Genomic DNA, 21,610 nt, shown 5'->3' on the forward strand with positions numbered 1-21,610 from the left:
ATCCACGTGGCGGTTCCGGGGGTCGTGCGGTCGGCGCGTCATGACATGCCGAGGTCGTTGTCGATGAAGTCGAAGATCTCGTCCGCGGTGGCGGAGTTGATCCGGTCGCTCACCCCGGCGCCGTCGTCCGCCGCCGTGTCGGCCTCCGCCCGCTCGCTCCACTTCGCGAGCAGCGTCTGGAGGCGGGAGGCGATCCTGGCCCGCTGCGGATCGTCCTGCGCCACGTCGGCGAGCACGTCCTCCAGCCGGTCCAGTTCGGCGAGCGCGGGCAGCGCCCCGGCGGAGTCCCCCGCGGCGACCTGGGTGCGCAGATGGCGGGCGAGGGCCGCGGCGGTCGGGTGGTCGAACAGCAGCGTGGCGGGCAGCTGGGTGCCGGTGGCCAGACCGAGCCGGTTGCGCAGCTCGACGGCCATCAGCGAGTCGAAGCCCAGCTCGCTGAACGCCCGCTTCGGGTCGATGGCGTCCACCGCGTCGTATCCGAGGACACCGGCGACCTGGGTGCGCACGAGCGTGACCAGGACGCGTTCCTGGTCCGTCTCGCTGCGCCCGGCCAGTTGGGCGCGCAGCGCCCGCAGACCGCCGGGCCCGTCGCCGTCCGCGGACTCGCGCTCGGGGGTCGCCCGCCGGGCCTCCGGCAGGTCGGCGAGGAGCGCGCTGGGCCGCACCGAGGTGAAGCCGGGGACGAAGCGCGCCCAGTCCACGTCGGCCACCGTCAGTGTGGTGTCGCCGCGGGTGAGGGCCCGCTCCAGCGCGTCGACCGCCAGCCGCGGGGCGAGGGTGTTCATGCCGCCGCGGGTGAGGCGCTCGACCAGCTGCTCGTCGCCCGCGCCGCCGGCCGCCATGCCGGCGCCGGCCCACGGGCCCCAGGCGACGGAGGTGGCGGGGAGCCCCAGGGCGTGCCGGTGCTCGGCGAGGGCGTCCAGGTAGGCGTTGGCGGCGGCGTAGTTGGCCTGGCCGGTCGCCCCTGCCGTGCCGGCGAAGGACGAGAACAGCACGAACGCGCTGAGGCCGTCGGTCAGTTCGTGCAGATGCGCCGCGGCCGCCATCTTGGACCGCAGGACGGCGTCCAGTCGGTCCCCGTCGAGTCCGGCGAGGAGCCCGTCGTCGAGCACGCCCGCGGCGTGGAACACCGCGTCGACGGGGTGTTCGGCCAGCAGTCGGGCGAGCGCGTCGCGGTCGGCGGCGTCGCATGCGGCGAGCGTCACCCGGGTGCCGCGGGCGGTGAGTTCGTCCCGCAGCTCGGCCGCGCCCTCGGCCCGCGGGCCGCGCCGGCCCGCCAGGATCAGGTGTGCGGCGCCCCGGTCGGCCAGCCGGCGGGCCAGGTGTGCGCCGAGCGCGCCGGTGCCGCCGGTGATCAGTACGGTGCCGGTGCACGCCCACGGCTCGTCGGTGCCGGGTGCGGTGTCGGGGGTCCGGGCGCGGACCAGCCGCCGGGCGAACACGCCCGAGCCGCGTACGGCGATCTGGTCCTCGCCCGGACCGGCTTCCAGGACCGCGCACAGCCGCGCCACGGCCCGCTCGTCGGGCTCGCCGGGCAGGTCGATCAGACCGCCCCAGCTCTGCGGCTGCTCCAGCGCGGCGACCCGTCCCAGGCCCCAGACGGCGGCCTGGACGGGGGACGGCACGGCCTCGCCCTCGCGGACCGCGACGGCCCCGGTGGTCGCGCACCACAGGGGCGCGCCGGTGCCCAGGTCGTCGAGCGCCTGGACGAGGGCCATGGTGGCGGCGAGTCCGCCGGGTGTGGCGGGCTGGCCGCGGTGCGGTTCCTCGTCGGTGCCGAGCAGGGACAGCACCCCGTCGACGGGGCCCGACTCGCCCAGCAGGGCGGCCAGTTGGTCGGCGAGCGACTTGCGGTCGGCGCGGGCGCAGTCGACCTCGACCGGGACGACCGCGGCCGCGCCGTGGGCGGTGAGCCCGGCCGCGAGCGCCGTCTCCCAGGCACGGTCGGCGTGGCCCGCGGGGTGCACGAGCAGCCAGGTGCCGGAGAGCACGGGGGCCGGGGCGTCGCCGGCCGGCCGCCAGCTGACCCGGTATTCCCAGCCGTCGGCGACGGAGCGTTCGCGCTGCTGGTGGCGCCACGAGGACAGCGCGGGCAGTACGTCGCGCAGCGGGGCGTCACCGGACAGGTGCAGGCGCTCGGCCAGCTCGCCCGGGTCGGTGTGCTCCACGGCGGCCCAGAACTGGTCGTCGAGCGACTGTGCCGCCCCGTCCCCGTTCTGCGGGCCGGCCGGCTCCAGCCAGTACCGGCGCCGCTGGAAGGCGTAGGTGGGCAGCTCGACCTGGCGCGCGCCCTCGCCGTACAGCGCGGCGGGCCCGGCGCCGAGGCCGCGGACGTGCAGGTTCGCCGCGGCGAGCAGGGCGCTGCGCGCCTCGGGCCGGTCGCGCCGCAGGACGGGCAGCGCGGCGGCCTCCTCGCCGGGCTCGCGCAGGCTCTCCCACGCCATGGCGGCGAGGGCGCCGTCCGGTCCCAGTTCCAGGTAGGTCCGTATGCCGTCGGCCTCCAGGCGGCGGACGCCGTCGCAGAAGCGGACGGCCTCGCGGACGTGCCGCACCCAGTAGTCGGGCGAGGTCAGGTCGGCGTCGGCCGCCGGTTCCCCGGTCAGGTTGGAGATGACGGGGACGCGCGGCGGTGCGTAGCGCACACCCCGCGCGATCTCGCCGAACTCCGCCAGCATCGTGTCCATCAGTGGAGAGTGAAACGCATGGCTGACCCGCAAACGCCTAGTCTTTCGCCCGCGCTCGGCCAGCTGTGCGGCGATCTCGGTGACCGTGTCCTGCGCGCCGGAGACGACGACGGCCGTCGGGCCGTTCACCGCGGCGATCCCGGCCCGGTCGGCCAGGCCCGCCAGCAGCGGCCGGACCTCCTCCTCGGCGGCCTGCACGGCGATCATGGCGCCGCCTTCCGGCAGTGCCTGCATGAGGCGGCCGCGGGCGGCGACCAACCGGCACGCGTCCGCCAGGGTCAGCACCCCGGCGACGTGCGCGGCGGTCAGCTCGCCGATGGAGTGGCCGATCAGCACGTCGGGCCGGATGCCCCATGAGGTGACGAGCGCGTGCAGCGCGGTTTCCACGGCGAACAGCGCGGGCTGGGTGTAGGCCGTGCGGTCGAGCAGCGCGGCCTCGGGCGTGCCCTCGTCCGCGAAGACGATCTCGCGCAGCGGCCGTTCGAGGTGGCGGTCGAACTCCGCGCAGGCCTCGTCGAAGGCCGCCGCGTAGGCGGGGAAGCGGGCGTGCAGCTCGCGTCCCATGCCGGCGCGCTGGGATCCCTGGCCGCTGAACAGGAAGGCGAGCTTCCCGCCGGTGTCGGCGCGGCCGCGCACCAGCTCGGCCGTGTCCTCGCCGCGGGCCAGCGCGGCGAGGCCCTTCAGGAACGCGTCCCGGTCCTCGGCGACCAGCGCCGCCCGGTGGTCGAAGGCGGCCCGGGTGGTGGCGAGCGAGTACCCGAGGTCACGCACCGGCAGGTCCGGGCGGTCGGTGAGGTGGGCGCGCAGCCGCTTCGCCTGGTCGCGCAGGGCGGCCCCGGACCGGGCGGACAGCGGCCAGACCACGGGTCCCGCCGGGTCGTCGGCTCCTGCGTCCGCGGCCCGCGCGGCATCGGCGGGCGCGGCACCGTCACGCTCAACGGCTGCCTCCGGCCCGTCGTCGGCCGCGCCGTACTGTTCGAGCACCACATGCGCGTTGGTGCCGCTGATCCCGAACGAGGACACCGCGGCCCGGCGCGGCAGTTCGCACCGCGGCCACTCCACGGCCCGGGTCAGCAGCCGCACCTCGCCCGCCGACCAGTCGACGTGCGAGGACGGCTCGGTGACGTGCAGCGTGCGGGGCAGGACGCCCTTCCGGAGGGCCAGCACCATCTTGATCACACCGGCGATGCCGGCCGCGGCCTGGGTGTGTCCGATGTTGGACTTCACCGAGCCCAGCCACAGCGGCCGGTCCGCCGCGCGGTCCTGGCCGTAGGTGGCGATCAGCGCCTGGGCCTCGATCGGGTCGCCCAGTGACGTCCCGGTGCCGTGCGCCTCGACCGCGTCCACCTCGTGGGCGTCGAGTCCGGCGTTGGCGAGCGCGGCCCGGATGACCCGCTGCTGGGAGGGCCCGTTGGGGGCGGTCAGGCCGTTCGAGGCGCCGTCCTGGTTGACCGCGGAGCCGCGGAGCACGGCGAGCACCGGGTGCCCGTTGCGGCGCGCGTCGGAGAGCCGCTCGACGAGGACGATGCCCGCGCCCTCGCCCCAGCCGGTGCCGTCCGCGTCGTCGGCGAACGCCTTGCACCGCCCGTCGCCGGCCAGTCCTCCTTGCCGTCCGAACTCCACGAAGGCGCCGGGGGTGGCCATCACGGTCACCCCGCCGGCGAGGGCGAGGTCGCACTCCCCCAGCCGCAGCGACTGTGCGGCCAGGTGCAGCGCCACCAGCGACGACGAACAGGCCGTGTCGACGGTGACGGCGGGGCCTTCGAGGCCGAGGGCGTAGGAGACCCGGCCGGACGTGACGCTGGTGGCGTGGCCGGTGAGCAGCTGCCCCTCGGCGCCCTCGGGCAGCGTGTGGGCGGCCGAGCCGTAGCCCTGGTAGTTCGTGCCGGCGAACACCCCGGTGCGGCTGCCGCGCAGCGTCGCCGGGTCGATGCCGGCCCGCTCCAGCGTCTCCCACGAGATCTCCAGCAGCAGCCGCTGCTGCGGGTCCATGGTGACCGCCTCCCGCGGCGAGATGCCGAAGAAGTCCGCGTCGAAGTCGCCGCTGTCGTAGAGGAATCCGCCCTCGACGCGGGTCGCGTCGTCGCCGGTCTGCCAGCCGCGGTCGTCCGGCAGCGGCGACAGCGCGTCCACGCCGTCGGCCAGCAGCCGCCAGAACTCCTCGGGGCTGCCGGCCCCGCCCGGGAACCGGCAGCTCATGGCGACCACGGCGAGCTGCTCCTCGCCGGTCACCGGCCGGCTGGCCACGGCCACCGGTGTCGCGGCCGCCTCGTCGTCCCCGAAGAGTTCGGTGCGCACGTGGCGGGCCAGCGCCGTCGGCGACGGGTAGTCGAAGACGAGCGTCGCCGGCAGCCGCAGACCGGTCGCGGCGCCCAGCCGGTTGCGCAGCTCGACGGCGGTCAGCGAGTCGATGCCCAGGCCGCGGAAGTCCCGGGCCGGCTCGACCGCTTCGGGGCCGGCGTGCCCGAGCACGAGTGCCGACTGCGCCCGGACGAGTTCCAGCACGGCGGGCTCCCGCTCGGCGGGCGGCAGCGCGGCCAGCCCGGTCCGCAGGTTCTCCGCGGCACCACCGGCGGCCGCCGACGCGGCCGAGCGCCGGGCGGACCCGGTCACCAGCCCGCGCAGCAGGGCCGGGGGCGCGGACTGCGGTGCCCGCAGCGCCGCGTGATCGAGCCGCACGGGGGCGTACACCGCTTCGGCGGTACGGAACGCGGCGTCGAACGCCGCCATGCCCTGCTCGGCGGTGAACGGCACCATGCCGCCACGCGCCATGCGCCGCAGATCGGCCTCCGCCAGCTCGCCGGTCATCCCCGCGCCGGGCGCCCACGGGCCCCAGGCGAGTGCCGTGGCGGGCAGCCCCGCACCGTGCCTGGCCTGGGCGAACGCGTCCAGGAAGGCATTGGCCGCCGAGTAGTTGCCCTGCCCCGAGCCGCCGAACGTCCCGGCGACGGAGGAGAAGACGACGAACGCCGCCAGGTCCTCGCCCCGGGTCGCCTCGTGCAGTGCGCTCACCGCGTCCGCCTTCGGCACCAGCACGGCGTCCAGCCGCTCGGGCGTCAGCGAGGACAGCACACCGTCGTCGAGCACCCCGGCCGTGTGCACGACCGCGGTCAGCGGGTGCCGCCGCGGTACGGAGGCGAGCAGGTCGCGCAGGGCCTCGCGGTCCGCGGTGTCACAGGCGGCGACGGTGACCTCGGCTCCGAGGGCGGCGAGTTCCTCCCGCAGCGCCGCGGCACCCGGAGCCTGCGGCCCCCGGCGACTGGACAGCACCAGATGACGGACCCCGTGCGCGGTTACCAGATGCCGGGCCACCAGCGCGCCCAGACCACCCGTACCGCCTGTGACCAGGACCGTTCCCTCCGCGTCGAGCGGAACCGGCATGGTCAGTACGACCTTGCCGACGTTCTTGGCCTGGCTGAGGTAGCGGAATGCCTCGGGCGCCTTGCGTACGTCCCACGCGGTGAGCGGCAGGGGCCGCAGCACGTCCTGCTCGAAGAGGGCGACGAGTGCCGTCAGCATCTCCCCGATCCGCTCCGGACCGGCGTCGAACAGGTCGAACGCCCGGTAGCGCACCCCCTCGTGCGCGGCCGCGACCTCACCCGGGTCACGGACATCGGTCTTGCCCATCTCCAGGAACCGACCGCCGCGCGGCAGCAGCCGCAGCGAGGCGTCCACGAACTCCCGCGCCAGGGAGTCCAGCACCACATCCACACCCCGGCCACCGGTCGCCGCCAGGAACGACCGCTCGAAGTCCAGCTCACGCGAGGACGCGATATGGGCCTCGTCCAGACCCGACGACCGCAGCGTCTCCCACTTCCCCGGACTCGCGGTCCCGAACACCTCCGCGCCCAGATGCCGCGCCAGCTGCACGGCGGCCATGCCCACACCACCCGCGGCGGCGTGCACCAGCACCGACTCGCCCGCCTGGAGTTCCCCCAGGTCCACCAGGGCGTAGTAGGCCGTCAGGAACACCACCGGAACCGATGCCGCCTGCGCGAACGACCAGCCCTCGGGGACGCGGGCGAGGGTGCGCGCATCGGCCACCGCGCGCGGGCCGAAGGACTGGGTGAACAGCCCCATGACCCGGTCGCCCGGGGCGAACCCGGTCACCCCGGGCCCGACCTCGGTGACCACACCGGCGCCCTCGATCCCCAGCGCCACGGCGTCACCCGGATACATGCCGAGTGCGTTCAGCACATCACGGAAGTTCAGACCCGCGGCACGCACCGCGATCCGCACCTCCCCGGCGCCCAACTCCGCCTGCGCCGTGGGGGATTCGGCGAGACGCAGGTTCGCCAGCGTGCCCTTCTCGGCGATGTCCAGGCACCACGCCTCGCTCTGCTCGGGCACCGGCAGCGCGTCCGGCCGCACGTGCCTGCTGAGCCTGGGGACGTACACCTGGCCCGCGCGGACGGCCAGTTCGGGCTCGTCGTGGGCCAGCGCGGCGGGAAGGGCGGCGAGGGACTCGCTCGCGGCGTCCAGATCGACCAGCGTGAAGCGGTCCGGGTGCTCCGAACGCGCCGACCGGACGAGCCCCCACACGGCGGCCAGCGCCGGGTCCGGCCGCCGTTCGTCCACGGTGACCGCACCCTGGGTGACGACGACCAGCCGGGCCGCCGCGAACCGCTCATCGGCCAGCCATGCCTGAAGCAGCGCGAGCGCCCGATGGGCCGCGGTGTGCGCGGCGGCGGCCGGGTCGCCGTCAGGGGCGTCCAGCCGCAGCAGGACGTGGGACGGCACCTCGTCCTGCGGAAGCGAGGCGAGCTCCGGGTACACGGTCGCGCCGATGGCGGACAGGTCGAGCCGGACCTCGGCGCCTTCGCACGCATCGACGGCCGCGTCGATGGATATCGGGGGCTGGGTGGACGCGTCGGTCGTGGCGGGTTCCGGCAGCGGAATCCAGTCCATCGTGTGCAGCGCGGTGTCCTGCCCGCCCGCCTTGGCCTGGGCGATTCCGTCGGCCGACACCGGTCGCAGGACCAGGGAGTCGATCGTCGCGACGGGGGCGCCCGAGGCGTCGGCCAGCTCCAGGGCGACCGAGTCGGGTCCGCGCACGGTCAGCCGGGCACGCAGCACCGACGCTCCGGACGCGTGCAGCGTCGCCCCCGACCAGGAGAACGGCAGCCTGCCCCGGCTCTCGTCCGACCCCTCCTCGTCCGCCCGGCCCGACTCCACTAGTCCGAGCGCGTGCAGCACCGAGTCCAGCAACGCCGGGTGCAGCCCGAAGCCGGCCGCCTGGGGGACGGCGCTCTCCGGTAGCTCGACCGAGGCGAACAGCTCGTCACCACGGCTCCATACCTGCCGCAGACCACGGAAGAGTGGACCGTAGCCGAACCCCGCCTCCGTCAGCCCCTCGTACAGCCCCTCGACGGAGACGGGCTCCGCACCGGCGGGCGGCCACTGGGACAGACCGGCCCCGGGGGCCGCGCCGTCCGTACCGAGGACACCGACCGCATGGCGTACCCACGGCTGGTCGGCCCGCGCGTCCTGCGGCCGGGAGTAGACGCTCAGCGTCCGGCGCCCGGTCTCGTCCGCGGCCCCGACGGCCACCTGGAGCTGTACGGCGCCCCGCTCCGGCAGGACCAGCGGCGCCTGCAGTGTCAATTCCTCCACCTGCGCGCAGCCCACCTGGTCGCCGGCACGGACGGCCAGCTCCAGGAAGGCGGTGCCGGGCAGCAGGACCGAGCCCGAGACGCAGTGCTCGGCGAGCCAGGGCTGCGCGGCGACGGACACCCGCCCCGTGAACACCACGGCGTCATCGTCGGCCGAGCCGTACGCGCCGTCGAAGCCGTCCGCACCGTCCGCGCTGCCGGCCAGCGAGACGGCAGCACCCAGCAAGGGGTGCTGCGCGGACACCAGCCCGGCAGAACCGAGATCGCCAGCCGGCAGACCCGTGAACCGGGGCCAGTAGCGCTGGTGTTGGAAGGCGTAGGTGGGGAGGTCGACGGGGGTGGGGGTGTTGGTGGTGCCCTCGTTGGGGGTGGTGGGGAAGAAGGTCGGCCAGTTGATGGTAAGGCCGTGGGCGAAGGCGCGTCCGGCGGCGGTCAGTACGGCGGATATCTCGCCGCGGTCGTCGCCCCGCAGGGTGGGGATGAGAACCGGGCCCGCGTCCAGGTCCGTGGCCGTGGCCGTGTCGTTGTCAAGGCAACCCTGTGCCATGGCGGTGAGGGTGCCGTCCGGACCGATCTCCAGGAACCGGGTGACCTCGTGCTCCGCCAACCAGCGGATGCCATCGGCGAACCGGACCGCCTCACGGACGTGCCGCACCCAGTAGGCGGGGGACGTCAGGTCCTGGGCTGTGGCGAGTTGGCCGGTGACGTTCGAGACGACCGGGATACGAGGCTCGGCGTACGTCACGCTGTCGGCGACGGTGCGGAACTCGTCGAGCATCGGCTCCATCAACGGCGAGTGAAACGCGTGGCTGACCGTGAGCCGCTTGACCTTCCGACCGTCAGACTCGAAGCGGCCAGCGATCTCCGAGACCGCTGCTTCCTCGCCAGAGATCACAACCGACTTCGGGCCGTTGATCGCGGCGATGCTCACCCGCTGCTCCTGGCCCTCCAGCAGCGGCAACACCTCATCCTCGGCGGCCTGAAGCGCGACCATGGCACCACCCGCCGGAAGCGCCTGCATCAGACGACCACGAGCCGCCACCAGACGGCAGGCGTCCTCCAACGACAGCACGCCCGCGATGTGCGCGGCCACCAACTCACCGATGGAATGCCCCACCAGGTAGTCCGGCCGGACACCGAACGACTCCACCAGCCGGAACAGCGCCACCTCGACGGCGAACAACGCCGGCTGAGTGAACCCCGTCTGGTTCAGGGGCTCCGCGTCCTCGCCGAACACCACATCCCGCAGGGGCGAAGCCAGCTCACCGTCAAAGTGCGCACAGACAGCGTCAAAGGCATCGGCGAACACCGGGAACGCGTCATACAGCTCACGCCCCATCCCCAACCTCTGCGCACCCTGACCCGTGAACAGCAGCGCGAGTCGCGCTTCGGGTGCAGCTACAGCGCTCACCACGGAAGCGGCTTCGCCCCCGGTGGCAAGCGCCCTGAGTCCGTCAACCAGCGCAGACCGCTCGGTGCCGAGCACGACGGCCCGGTGCTCGAACGCCGATCGTGTCGTGGCGAGGGCGAACCCCACCTCCGGCGCCCCGAGTTCAGGCCGGGCCTCCACATGCGCCAACAACCGCTGCGCCTGCGCCCGCAACCCTTCCCGGCTCCGCGCCGACACCACCCACGGCACCACACCCACATCACCAACCGGCGCGGCCTCCGTGCTCTCCTCCACCGGAGCCTGCTCGATCACCACGTGCGCATTGGTCCCACTCACGCCGAACGCCGAGACACCGGCCCGACGCGGCCGCTCACCCTCCGGCCACGCCACTGCCTCGGTGAGCAGCCGCACGTCACCCGCCGACCAGTCCACATGCGAGGACGGCTCATCGGCATACAGGGTCTGCGGCAGCACACCGTGCTGGAGCGCCAGCACCATCTTGATGACACCGGCCGCACCCGCGGCAGCCTGCGTGTGCCCGATGTTCGACTTCACCGAACCCAGCCACAACGGCCGGTCTTCATCCCGGTCCTGGCCATACGTCGCAAGCAGCGCCTGCGCCTCGATCGGGTCACCCAGGGACGTTCCGGTGCCGTGCGCCTCGACCACGTCCACATCGGACGCCGACAGTCCCGCACCGGCCAGCGCCTGCCGGATCACCCGCTGCTGCGAGGGACCGTTCGGCGCCGTCAAACCATTCGACGCACCATCCTGATTCACCGCAGAACCCGCCACCACAGCCAACACCCGATGGCCATTGCGCCGCGCATCCGACAGCCGCTCCACCACCAGTACACCGGCGCCCTCGCCCCAGCCGGTGCCATCCGCGGCGTCCGAGAACGCCTTGCACCGGCCATCAGCGGCAAGACCACGCTGCTGGCTGAATTCGATGAACGCGCCTGGCGTCGACATCACGGTCACACCGCCGGCCAGCGCTACATCACATTCACCCGAACGCAGCGACTGCGCGGCCAGGTGCAGGGCGACCAGCGACGAGGAACACGCCGTGTCCACCGTGACGGCCGGCCCCTCCAGGCCCAGCGCATACGAGATCCGGCCCGACACCACCGCGGCGGCGTTCCCGGTACCGAGGTAGCCGTCCTGGCCTTCCGGAGTGCTCAGCAGCAGGGCGGGATAGTCCTGGCCGTTGGAGCCGACGAAGACTCCGGCCCGGCTCCCCCGCAGCGTCTGCGGATCAATGCCGGAACGCTCCAGCGCCTCCCAGGAGGTCTCCAGCAGCAGCCGCTGCTGCGGGTCGATCGCGACCGCTTCCCGTGGGCTGATACCGAAGAACGCCGGATCGAACTGGTCGACCCCGCTGACGAATCCACCGTGGCGCGAGTAGCTCTTCCCCGGCTGGCCCGGAGTCGGGTCGTAGAGGCCATCGAGGTCCCAGCCACGGTCATCGGGAAGCTCGGTGACCGCGTCCTCCGCCCCGGCCACCAGCCGCCACAGGTCCTCGGGAGTGACGACCCCACCGGGAAGCCGGCAGCTCATCCCGACGATGACCACCGGATCGTCCGAGACGGAAGCCAGCGCAGGCAGACCGGCCGATGCGTCCGCCCCGGTGCCGAACAGCTCATCGCCCAGGAAGCGCGCCAGGTCGACCGGCGACGGATAGTCGAAGACGACGGTGGCGGGCAGCCGCAGACCGGTTTCGGTGTTCAACCGGCCGCGCAGCTCCACAGCGGTCAGCGAGTCAAAGCCCAGGTCACGGAAGGCAGAACGCGCTTCGAGCGACTCCGGCTTGTGGTAACCGAGGACCGCTGCGGCGTGCGTACGCACCAACTCCAACAGCGCCCGCTCCCGCTCCACCACCGACAGCCCAGCGAGACGCTCCCGCATCACACCAGCGCCGGAAACCTCACCACCAGCGCCGGCAGCCAACGCCGCCCGCACCTCCGGCAGATCCTCCAGCAACGGACTCGGACGGGCACTCGCGAACGCGGGGGCAAACCGCTCCCAGTCCACGTCCGCCACGACCACCGAACCCTCACCCGCGCCAACAGCCGACTCCAGAGCCGACACCGCACGAACCGGATCCAACGCCCTCAACCCACGGCGCAGCAGATGCTCCTCCGCACCCTCCGCGCCGACCATCCCACCGCCGGCCCACGGGCCCCACGCCACCGAACAACCCACCGCACCCCGCGCACGACGAGCCTCCACCAGACCCTCAACAAAGGCGTTCCCCGCCGCATACGCCGCCTGACCACCACTCCCCCAGACACCAGCGATCGACGAGAACACCACGAAGGCATCCAGCTCACGGTCGCCCAGCACCTCATCCAGCACCACAGCGCCGGAGACCTTCGCCCCCATCACCTCAGCGAAATGCTCCGCATCCACGTCACCCAGGGGCACGGAATCCACGACCCCCGCCGCATGAACAACGGCGTCCACGTCACATTCGGACAGCAGAGCCTCGACCGCGCGCCGATCCGCGACGTCACAAGCCGCCACCGTCGCCTGAACACCCAGGCCCGACAGCTCCGCCTCCAGCTCCACCGCCCCCGGAGCCTCCAAACCACGGCGACTGGTCAAGACCACATGCTCCGCACCACGCTCGGCCACCCAGCGCGCCACACGAGCACCCAGCGCACCCGTACCACCCGTGATCAGCACCGTCCCCCGCGGCTGCCAACCACCATCCACGTCCCCAGCCGGAGCCGGAGCGTGCACCAGCCGCCGCCCGAACACCCCCGACGCCCGTACCGCCACCTGATCCTCAGCACCATCGGCCAACACACCAACGAGCCGATCAAGAGCCCTGCGGTCCACGGCCTCCGGAAGATCCACCAGACCGCCCCACCGGTCCGGGAACTCCAGCGCGGCCACCCGACCCAGGCCCCACACCGCAGCCCCCACCGGATCCGGACCACCGTCCGACCGGCCCACCGCGACAGCCCCCCGCGTCACCAGCCACACACGCCCACCGACATCGGCGTCCCCCAGCGCCTGCACCACCACGGCACTACGCACCACATCCGCGCAGCCCACCACCAGCACCCCGGCAACCGACTCCTCGCCCGCCGCCTCACGCACCCGCTCGGCCAGCAGCTCCCGGTCCATCTCCCCCGAGACACACTCCACCCGCTCAACCGACGCACCGCACTCCGACAGCCCGTCCACCACGGCCTCGGACCACTCCTCGCCCGGAGCCACCACCGCGAGCCAACGACCGCCCGGCACCGCACCCGACGGCGCCACCAACGGCTTCCACTCCACCCGATACCGCCAGCTGTCCACGGTGGACTGCTCGTGCGGCTCGGGTGTGGCGCCCGTCGACTCCAGCCAGTAGCGCTCGCGCTGGAACGCGTACGTCGGCAGGTCCACCCGACGCGCCCCGGTGCCCGCGAAGTACGCCGACCAGTCGAACGGTGCGCCCGACGCGAAGGCGCCGGCCATCGCCGACATCAGCGAGGTGGTCTCGGGCCGGTTCGTCCGCAGGGAGGCGAGGAACACCCGCTCGGTGTCATCGTCCCCCGCGTCCGCGAGGCAGGCCTGTGCCATGGCGGTCAGGGTGCCTCCGGGGCCCAGCTCCAGGAGCCGGGTCACGCCGTGCTCCGCGAGCCAGCGAACACCGTCGGCGAACCGGACGGCGTCCCGCACATGCCGCACCCAGTAGTCGGGCGACGTCAGCTGCTCCGCCGTGGCGAGCTCACCGGTCACATTCGAGACCACCGGGATACGAGGCTCCGCGAACGTCACGCTCTCCGCGACCGCCCGGAACTCCTCCAGCATCGGTTCCATCAACGGCGAGTGGAAGGCATGGCTGACCGTGAGCCGCTTGACCTTCCGACCCTCGGACTCGAAACGGTCGGCTATCTCCGCAACCGCCGCTTCCTCACCGGAAACCACCACCGCCTGCGGACCATTCACCGCAGCCACACTCACCCGCTGCCCCAGACGCTCCAGCAGCGGCAACACCTCATCCTCGGCAGCCTGGAGCGACACCATCGCCCCACCCGCCGGCAGCGCCTGCATCAACCGGCCGCGAGCCGCGACCAGTCGGCAGGCGTCCTTCAGTGACAGCACGCCGGCCACATGCGCGGCCGTCAGCTCGCCGATGGAATGTCCCACCAGGTACTTGGGCTTGACGCCCCAGGACTCGATCAGCCGGTAGAGGGCCACTTCCACGGCGAAGAGCGCGGGCTGGGTGAAGGCCGTCCGGTGGAGGGCATCGGCGTCGGGTGCCTCGCCGAAGACGACCTCGCGCAGCGGGCGCTCCAGGTGGGTGTCGAGGAGCGCGCACGCCTCGTCGAATGCCGCGGCGAAGGCCGGGAACGCGGCATACAACTCGCGTCCCATTCCCGCGTGTTGGGCGCCCTGGCCGGTGAAGAGGAAGGCGGTGGCACCGCGCATGGTGCGGCCGCCGACCACGTCGGCGCCGGGTCCCCCGATGCCGTTGGCGGCCAGTTCCTCCAGGCCGCGCAGGGCGGCGGCCCGGTCCTCGGCGAGGACCACGGCGCGGTGTTCGAACGCGGTCCGGCCGGTGGTCAGGGAGTGGCCGACGTCGGTCAGGTCCAGCTCGTCCCGCTTGACCCGCGTCAGCAGTTGTGCGGCTTGTGCGCGGAGCGCGGCCGCGCTGCGGGCGGAGACCACCCAGGGGACGAGGGGCAGGGTGCGGGCGGGCTCGCCGTCGGCGTCCGGTGCCGGGGCCTCCTCGTCCGCCGGGGCCTCTTCCAGGATGGCGTGGGCGTTGGTGCCGCTGATGCCGAAGGACGAGACGCCGGCGCGGCGCGGGCGCCCCTCGTGCTGCCAGGGTCGCGCCTCGGTCAGTACCTCGACCTCGCCGGCGGACCACTCGATGTGGCGGGACGGCTCGGAGATGTGGAGGGACTTGGGGAGCGACCCGTGGTGCATCGCCATGACCATCTTGATGACGCTGCCGACGCCGGCGGCCGACTGGGTGTGGCCGATGTTGGACTTGAGCGAGCCGAGCTGGAGCGGTCCGTGGTCGGCGCGGTCCTTGCCGTAGGTGGCGAGGAGTGCCTGGGCCTCGATGGGGTCGCCCAGCGAGGTACCGGTGCCGTGGGCGTCGACGGCGTCGACATCGCTCGGGGAGAGACCCGCCCGGGACAGCGCGGAGCGGATGACCCGCTGCTGGGAGGGGCCGTTGGGGGCGGTCAGTCCGTTGGAGGCGCCGTCGGAGTTGATGGCGGTGCCCCGGACGACGGCCAGCACCGGGTGGCCGTTCTTGCGGGCGTCGGAGAGCCGCTCGACGAGCAGCATGCCCGCGCCCTCCGACCAGCCGGTGCCGTCGGCGTCGTCGGAGAACGGCTTGCAGCGGCCGTCGGCGGCCAGGCCGCGCTGCCGGCTGAACTCGAAGAACATCGCCGGGGTGCACATCACGGCGACGCCGCCGGCCAGCGCCAGATCGCACTCGCCCCGGCGCAGCGCGTGGCAGGCCCAGTGCAGGGCGACCAGCGAGGAGGAGCAGGCGGTGTCGACCGTGACGGCGGGGCCTTCGAGGCCGAGGGTGTAGGCGATCCGGCCGGAGGCGACGGAGGTGGCGTTTCCGGCGAGGAGCAGGCCCTGGACGCCTTCGGGGAGGTCGGCGACGCCGATGCCGTACCCGGAGGTGGCGGCGCCGACGAACACTCCGCCGTTGGAGCCGCGCACCGAGGTGGGGTCGATGCCCGCACGCTCGAAGGCTTCCCAGGCCACTTCGAGCAGCAGCCGCTGCTGCGGGTCGGTGGCCAGGGCCTCCCGTGGGCTCATCCCGAAGAACGCCGGGTCGAAGTACCCCGCGTCGTGGAGGAAGCCGCCTTCGCGGACATAGATCGAGCCGGGCTTGTCCGGGTCGGGGTCGTAGGCCGCGTCGACGTCCCAGCCGCGGTCGACGGGGAAGTCGGAGACGGCGTCTCCTCCTTCGTCGACCAGCTGCCACAGGTCTTCCGGAGTCCGCACGCTGCCGGGGTAGCGGCAGCTCATCGCGACGATGGCGATGGGCTCCTGGTCCCTGCTCTCGGCTTCGCGAAGCTGGCGACGGGTCTGCCGAAGCTCGGTCGTCACCCGCTTCAGGTACTCCATGTACTTCTCGTCGTCAGCAGCCACCAACGTCACATCCTCGAACAGAGCCGAGCGGTTCCCCGCGTCCGGTCACGACGTTCCCAGTTCCTTGTCGATGAGGTCGAACAGTTCGCCGGCGGTCGATGCCGATGCCAGTTCGCCGTCGTCCTCATCGGTTTCCGCGTACGGATCCGCGCCTTGCTCCTGCTTGGTGTCGCCCTGCCAGTGCGCGGCCAGTGCCCGCAGCCGGTCGGCGATCTCGGCCCGTTCCTCGTCCCCGACCGTGGCCCCGGCGAGCGCCGCCTCCAGCCGGGTGAGCTCGCCGAGGATCGGCTGCGCACCCGAGATCTCGGGGAGGTCGATCTCGTCCAGGACATGGCGGACCAGGACGAGGGGTGTCGGGTAGTCGAAGACGAGGGTGGCGGGCAGCCTCAGCTGGGTCGCCGCGTTGAGGTGGTTGCGGAGTTCCACCGCCGTCAGCGAGTCGAAGCCCAGTTCCTTGAAGGCCTGGTCGGGTTCGATGTCCTCGGCGGATCCGTGTCCGAGGACGAGTGCCACCTGGGTGCAGACCAGGTCGAGCAGATACTGCTCGCGGTCCGCCGGCGGCAGTGCGGCCAGTCGTGCCGCGAGGTCCTGCGCCGCTTCGGTTCCCTTCGCCGCGGCGGCGGTCGCAGTCTGGCGGCGGGCGGGTGCCCGGACCAGGCCGCGCAGCAGCGGCGGTACGGCCTCGGGGTGGGCGCGCAGCGGCGCCGTGTCGAGGTTCATCGGGAGCAACAGCGGCCGGGCCAGGTCCCGTGCGGTGTCGAGCAGGCCGAGCCCCTGTTCCGGGGTGAGGGCGAGCATGCCGCCGCGGGCCATCCGCTGGAGGTCGGCTTCGCTGAGTTCGCCCGTCATGCCGACGCCGGGGGCCCAGGCTCCCCACGCCAGCGACTGTGCGGGCAGCCCCAGTCCACCGCGCCGGCAGGCCAGTGCGTCCACGAAGGCGTTCGCGGCCGCGTAGTTGGCCTGCCCGGCGCTGCCGAACGTGCCCGCCACCGAGGAGAAGACGACGAACGCCGCCAGGTCCTCGTGCCGGGTCAGCTCGTGCAGGTTGCTCACCGCGTCCACCTTCGGCGCGAGCACCGTGTCCAGCCGCTCGGGTGTCAGCGAGGACAGGATGCCGTCGTCGAGGACCCCGGCCGTGTGCACGACGGCGGTGAGCGGGTGCTGCGCGGGTACGGAGTCCAGCAGCGCGCGCAGGGCGTCGCGGTCGGCGCTGTCGCAGGCGGCGACGGTGACCTCGGCGCCGAGGGCGGCGAGTTCGTCGCGCAGTGCGTCGACGCCGGGAGCCTGCGCGCCGCGCCGGCTGGCCAGGAGGAGGTGGCGCACCCCGTGCTCGGTCACCAGGTGCCGGGCCACCAGTGCGCCCAGCCCGCCGGTGCCTCCGGTCACCAGGGCCGTGCCCTGCGGGTCGAGGGGCGCCGGCACGGTCAGTACGACCTTGCCGATGTGCCGGGCCTGGCTGAGGTGCCGGAAGGCCTCCGGCGCTCGGCGGACGTCCCAGGCCGTCACCGGCAGGGGCCGCAGGGCGCCCTTCTCGAAGAGGTCGAGGAGTGCGGACAGCATCTCCCCGATGCGGTCCGGACCGGCCTCCCAGAGGTCGAACGCCCGGTAGCGCACGCCCTCGTGGTCGGCCGCGATCTCCCGTGGGTCACGGACATCGGTCTTGCCCATCTCCAGGAAACGGCCGCCGCGCGGCAGCAGCCGCAGCGAGGCGTCCACGAACTCCCGCGCCAGGGAGTCCAGCACCACATCCACACCCCGGCCACCGGTCTCGGCGAGGACGGACGGCTCGAAGTCGAGGTCACGTGAGGACGCGATGTGGGCCTGGTCCAGACCCGACGACCGCAGCGTCTCCCACTTGCCGGGGCTCGCGGTGCCGAACACCTCGGCGCCCAGATGCCGCGCCAGCTGCACGGCGGCCATACCGACGCCACCGGCGGCGGAGTGCACCAGCACCGATTCGCCCGCCTGCACCTCGCCGAGTTCCACCAGCGCGTAGTACGCCGTCAGGAACACGACGGGAACCGAGGCGGCCTGTGCGAACGACCAGTCGTCGGGGATGCGGGCCAGCAGTCGGCGGTCGGCCACCGCGAGGGGGCCGAAGGCGCCGAAGAACATGCCCATCACCCGGTCACCCGGTCGCAGGTCCGCCACTCCGGGACCGACCTCCAGCACCACCCCGGCGCCCTCACTGCCGAGTGCGCCGGCCTCACCGGGGTACATCCCCAGCGCGTTGAGCACATCGCGGAAGTTGACGCCTCCCGCGCGCACCCCGATGCGGACCTGTCCGGGCTCCAACTCGGCCGCCGCGTCCGGGCATTCGGTCAGGAGCAGGTTGTCCAGGGTGCCCTTGTCGGCGATGTCGAGCCGCCAGGCGTCCCCGTCCGTGTCGGGTCGGCGCAGCGCCTCCGTGGACGCGACCCGGGCCAGGCGCGGTACGTGCAGCGCGCCCGCCCGTATTGCGGCCTCGGGCTCGCCGCTCGCGAGGGCGCCGGGCACGGCCGCGATCGAGGCCGCCGTGCCGTCGAGGTCCAGGAGCGTGAACCGGCCCGGGTTCTCCACCCCGGCGGCGCGCACCAGGCCCCAGACGGCGGCCTGCGCCGGGTCCGGGTGGTCGGCGTCGGAGGTGCTCACGGCGCCGTGCGTGAGGACGACCAGGCGGGAGGCGGCGAAGCGGTCGTCGGCCAGCCACTTCTGGAGCAGCGCGAGGGTGTCGTGGGCGGCGGTGTGCGCCCCGGCTGCCGCGTCGGACGGGTCCGCCGTCCTGGTGGCGCTGACGAGTACCACCGGGGGCGCCTCGTCGGCCAGCTCGCTCAGGCTGTCCGTCGCCTCCGCCCGTACGCCGGTGCCGTCCAGGGCCACGGCCAGCGCCATGTCCCCGACGACGGCCCACTGCTCGTCCGGCTGCGCGGTGGGCGTCGGCACGGTGTTCCAGTCCACCTGGAACAGCGCGTCGTGGTAGGCGGCGGCGCCGCTCACCTCACCGGAGACCTGACGCAGCGTCAAGGACTCGATGGAGGCGACCGCGCCGCCTGCGGGGTCGGCCAGTTCGAGGGAGACCGCCTCGGGTCCGGACTGCACCAGGCGGACGCGCAGAGCGCCGGCGCCGGCCGCCTTCAGTGAGACGCCGTTCCAGGAGAACGGCAGCCGGCCGCGGCCGACATCCTCCATCGACACGAACATCATCGCGTGCAGCGCGGAGTCGAGCAGCGCGGGATGCAGCCCGAACGCGCCGGCCAGCCCCTCGTGCTCCTCCGGCAGTCCGACCTCGGCGAAGATCTCGTCGCCGCGCTGCCAGACGGCCTGCAGCCCGCGGAAGACGGGACCGTAGGCGAAGCCGGCCTCGGCGAAGCGGCCGTAGAAGTCGTCGACCGAGGTGGCGTCCGCGTCGCGCGGCGGCCAGACCGTGAAGTCGTACGCCTCGCCCCGGTCCGCCGTGTCTCCGGTGGACACCACACCGCTGGCGTTGAGCACCCACGGCTGCTCGGCCAGCTCGTCCTCCGGCCGCGAGTACAGGTTCAGGCTCCGGCGCCCGGACTCGTCCGGCGGCTCCACCGCGAGCTGCAACTGCACCGCACCGCGCTCGGGCAGGACGAGCGGCGCGGCGATGGTGAACTCGTCCACCCGGTCGCAGCCCACCTCGTCGGCGGCGCGGACGGCCAGTTCGAGGAAGCCGGTGCCGGGGAACAGGACGGTCCCGGTCACCGCGTGGTCGCCGAGCCACGGGTGGGTGTGCAGCGACAGCCTGCCGGTGAAGAGGTAGGCGTCCGACCCGGCGACCTGGACGGCCGCGCCGAGCAGGGGGTGGTCCGCCGAGCCGAGTCCCGCCGAGCTGATGTCGCCGGTCGGCAGGACGGGCGGCTTGGGCCAGTAGCGGTGCCGCTGGAACGCGTAGGTCGGCAGCCCGACGCGCCGGGCATCGCCGTCCGTGAAGGCGGCCTCCCAGGTCAGCGGCGTCCCGGCGGTGAACATCTGGGCGAGGGCGGCGAGCAGTCCGGTCGCCTCGGGGCGGTCCTTGCGGAGGGCGGGGACGAGGAGATGGTCGGCGTCGGTGTCGCCGTCGAGGCAGCCCTGCGCCATGGCGGTCAGGGTGCCGTCCGGGCCGATCTCCAGGAACCGGGTGACCTCGTGGTCCGCCAGCCACCGGACACCGTCGGCGAACCGGACGGCGCCGCGGACGTGCCGCACCCAGTAGTCGGGGGAGGTCAGCTCCTCGGCCGTGGCGAGCGTGCCGGTGACATTCGAGACCACCGGGATACGGGGCTCCTCGTACGTCACGCTTTCCGCGACGGTACGGAATTCGTCGAGCATCGGATCCATCAGCGGGGAGTGGAAGGCGTGACTCACCTGGAGCCGCTTCACCTTCCGGCTTTCGGACTCGAAATGCCCGGCGATCTCCGCCACTGCCGATTCTTCACCGGCGATCACGGTCGACTCGGGACCGTTCACCGCGGCGATGCTCACCCGCTGCTCCTGCCCCTCCAGCAGCGGCAATACCTCGTTCTCGGTGGCCTGAAGCGCGACCATCGCACCGCCCGCCGGGAGTGCCTGCATCAATCGCCCACGAGCAGCCACCAACCGGCAAGCATCCTCCAGCGACAGCACGCCCGCCACATGCGCGGCGGCCAATTCGCCGATGGAATGCCCCACCAGATAGTCGGGCCGGACCCCGAACGACTCCACCAGCCGGAACAGCGCCACCTCGACGGCGAACAGCGCCGGCTGAGTGAATCCGGTCCGGTTCAGCGTCTCCGCATTCCCGCCGTCCTTCTCCTCCGCCTCGTCGCCGAAGACCACACCGCGCAGCGGCGAGGACATTTCACTGTCGAAGTGGGCGCAGATCGCGTCAAAGGCATGCGCGAATGCCGGGAACGCGTCGTACAACTCACGGCCCATTCCGAGCCGTTGTGCGCCCTGGCCCGTGAACAGGATGGCCAGGCGGCCGTCCGCCTTTGCCGTGCCGGTGACGGCGTTCGGCGCGGATTCGTCGGCCGCCACGGCGGCCAGGCCGCGCAGCAGCTCGTCCCGGTCCGTACCGAGGACCACGGCGCGGTGTTCCATGACCGACCGGGTGGTGGCCAGCGACAGCCCCACGTCGGCGGTGCGCAGGGCCGGGAAGTTCTCCACGTGCGCGAGCAGCCGGGCGGCCTGCGCGCGGAGGGCGGCCTTGGTCTTACCTGTGATCACCCAGGGGGCGGGAGCGGCCTCCTCTGCTGCCGCCCGGACCTCTTCGGCGGGCACGATATCCGCGACAGGGGCGGCATCCCCGGACGGGCCGGCGTCCTCGGCCGGGGCCTCCTCCAGGATCGTGTGGGCGTTGGTGCCGCTGATGCCGAAGGAGGACACACCCGCACGGCGCGGACGTCCCGTCTCGGGCCACTGCACCGACTCCGTCAGCAGCCGCACGTCGCCCGCCGACCAGTCCACATGCGACGACGGCTCATCGACATGCAGCGTCTGCGGCAGTACACCGTGCTGCAACGCCAGCACCATCTTGATCACGCCCGCCACACCCGCAGCCGCCTGCGTATGACCGATATTCGACTTCACCGAACCCAGCCACAACGGCTGGTCCCCGTCCCGGTCCTGGCCGTAGGTGGCGAGCAACGCCTGGGCCTCGATCGGATCGCCCAGAGACGTTCCGGTGCCGTGCGCCTCGACCACGTCCACGTCCGACGGCAACAGTCCCGCGCCCGCCAGCGCCTGCCGGATCACCCGCTGCTGCGAGGGACCATTCGGCGCCGTCAAACCATTCGACGCACCATCCTGATTCACCGCAGAACCCGCCACCACAGCCAACACCTGAT

2 protein-coding genes are annotated in these 21,610 nt (G+C 73.1%); both read right to left on the bottom strand.

Annotation, left to right across the window (positions count from 1 at the left end):
* Window positions 1-38 precede the first annotated feature (38 nt).
* Window positions 39-15,806: a type I polyketide synthase gene (locus IEY78_RS25165; RefSeq protein ID WP_229700163.1), complete on the bottom strand. Its 15,768-nt coding sequence runs from the start codon at window positions 15,804-15,806 to the stop codon at window positions 39-41.
* A gap of 45 nt (window positions 15,807-15,851) precedes the next feature.
* A partial coding sequence (locus IEY78_RS25170; protein WP_229700164.1) for an SDR family NAD(P)-dependent oxidoreductase occupies window positions 15,852-21,610 on the bottom strand: 5,759 nt, incomplete at its 5' end.

The organism is Streptomyces kronopolitis (genome assembly GCF_014646275.1).
Lineage (GTDB): Bacteria > Actinomycetota > Actinomycetes > Streptomycetales > Streptomycetaceae > Streptomyces > Streptomyces kronopolitis.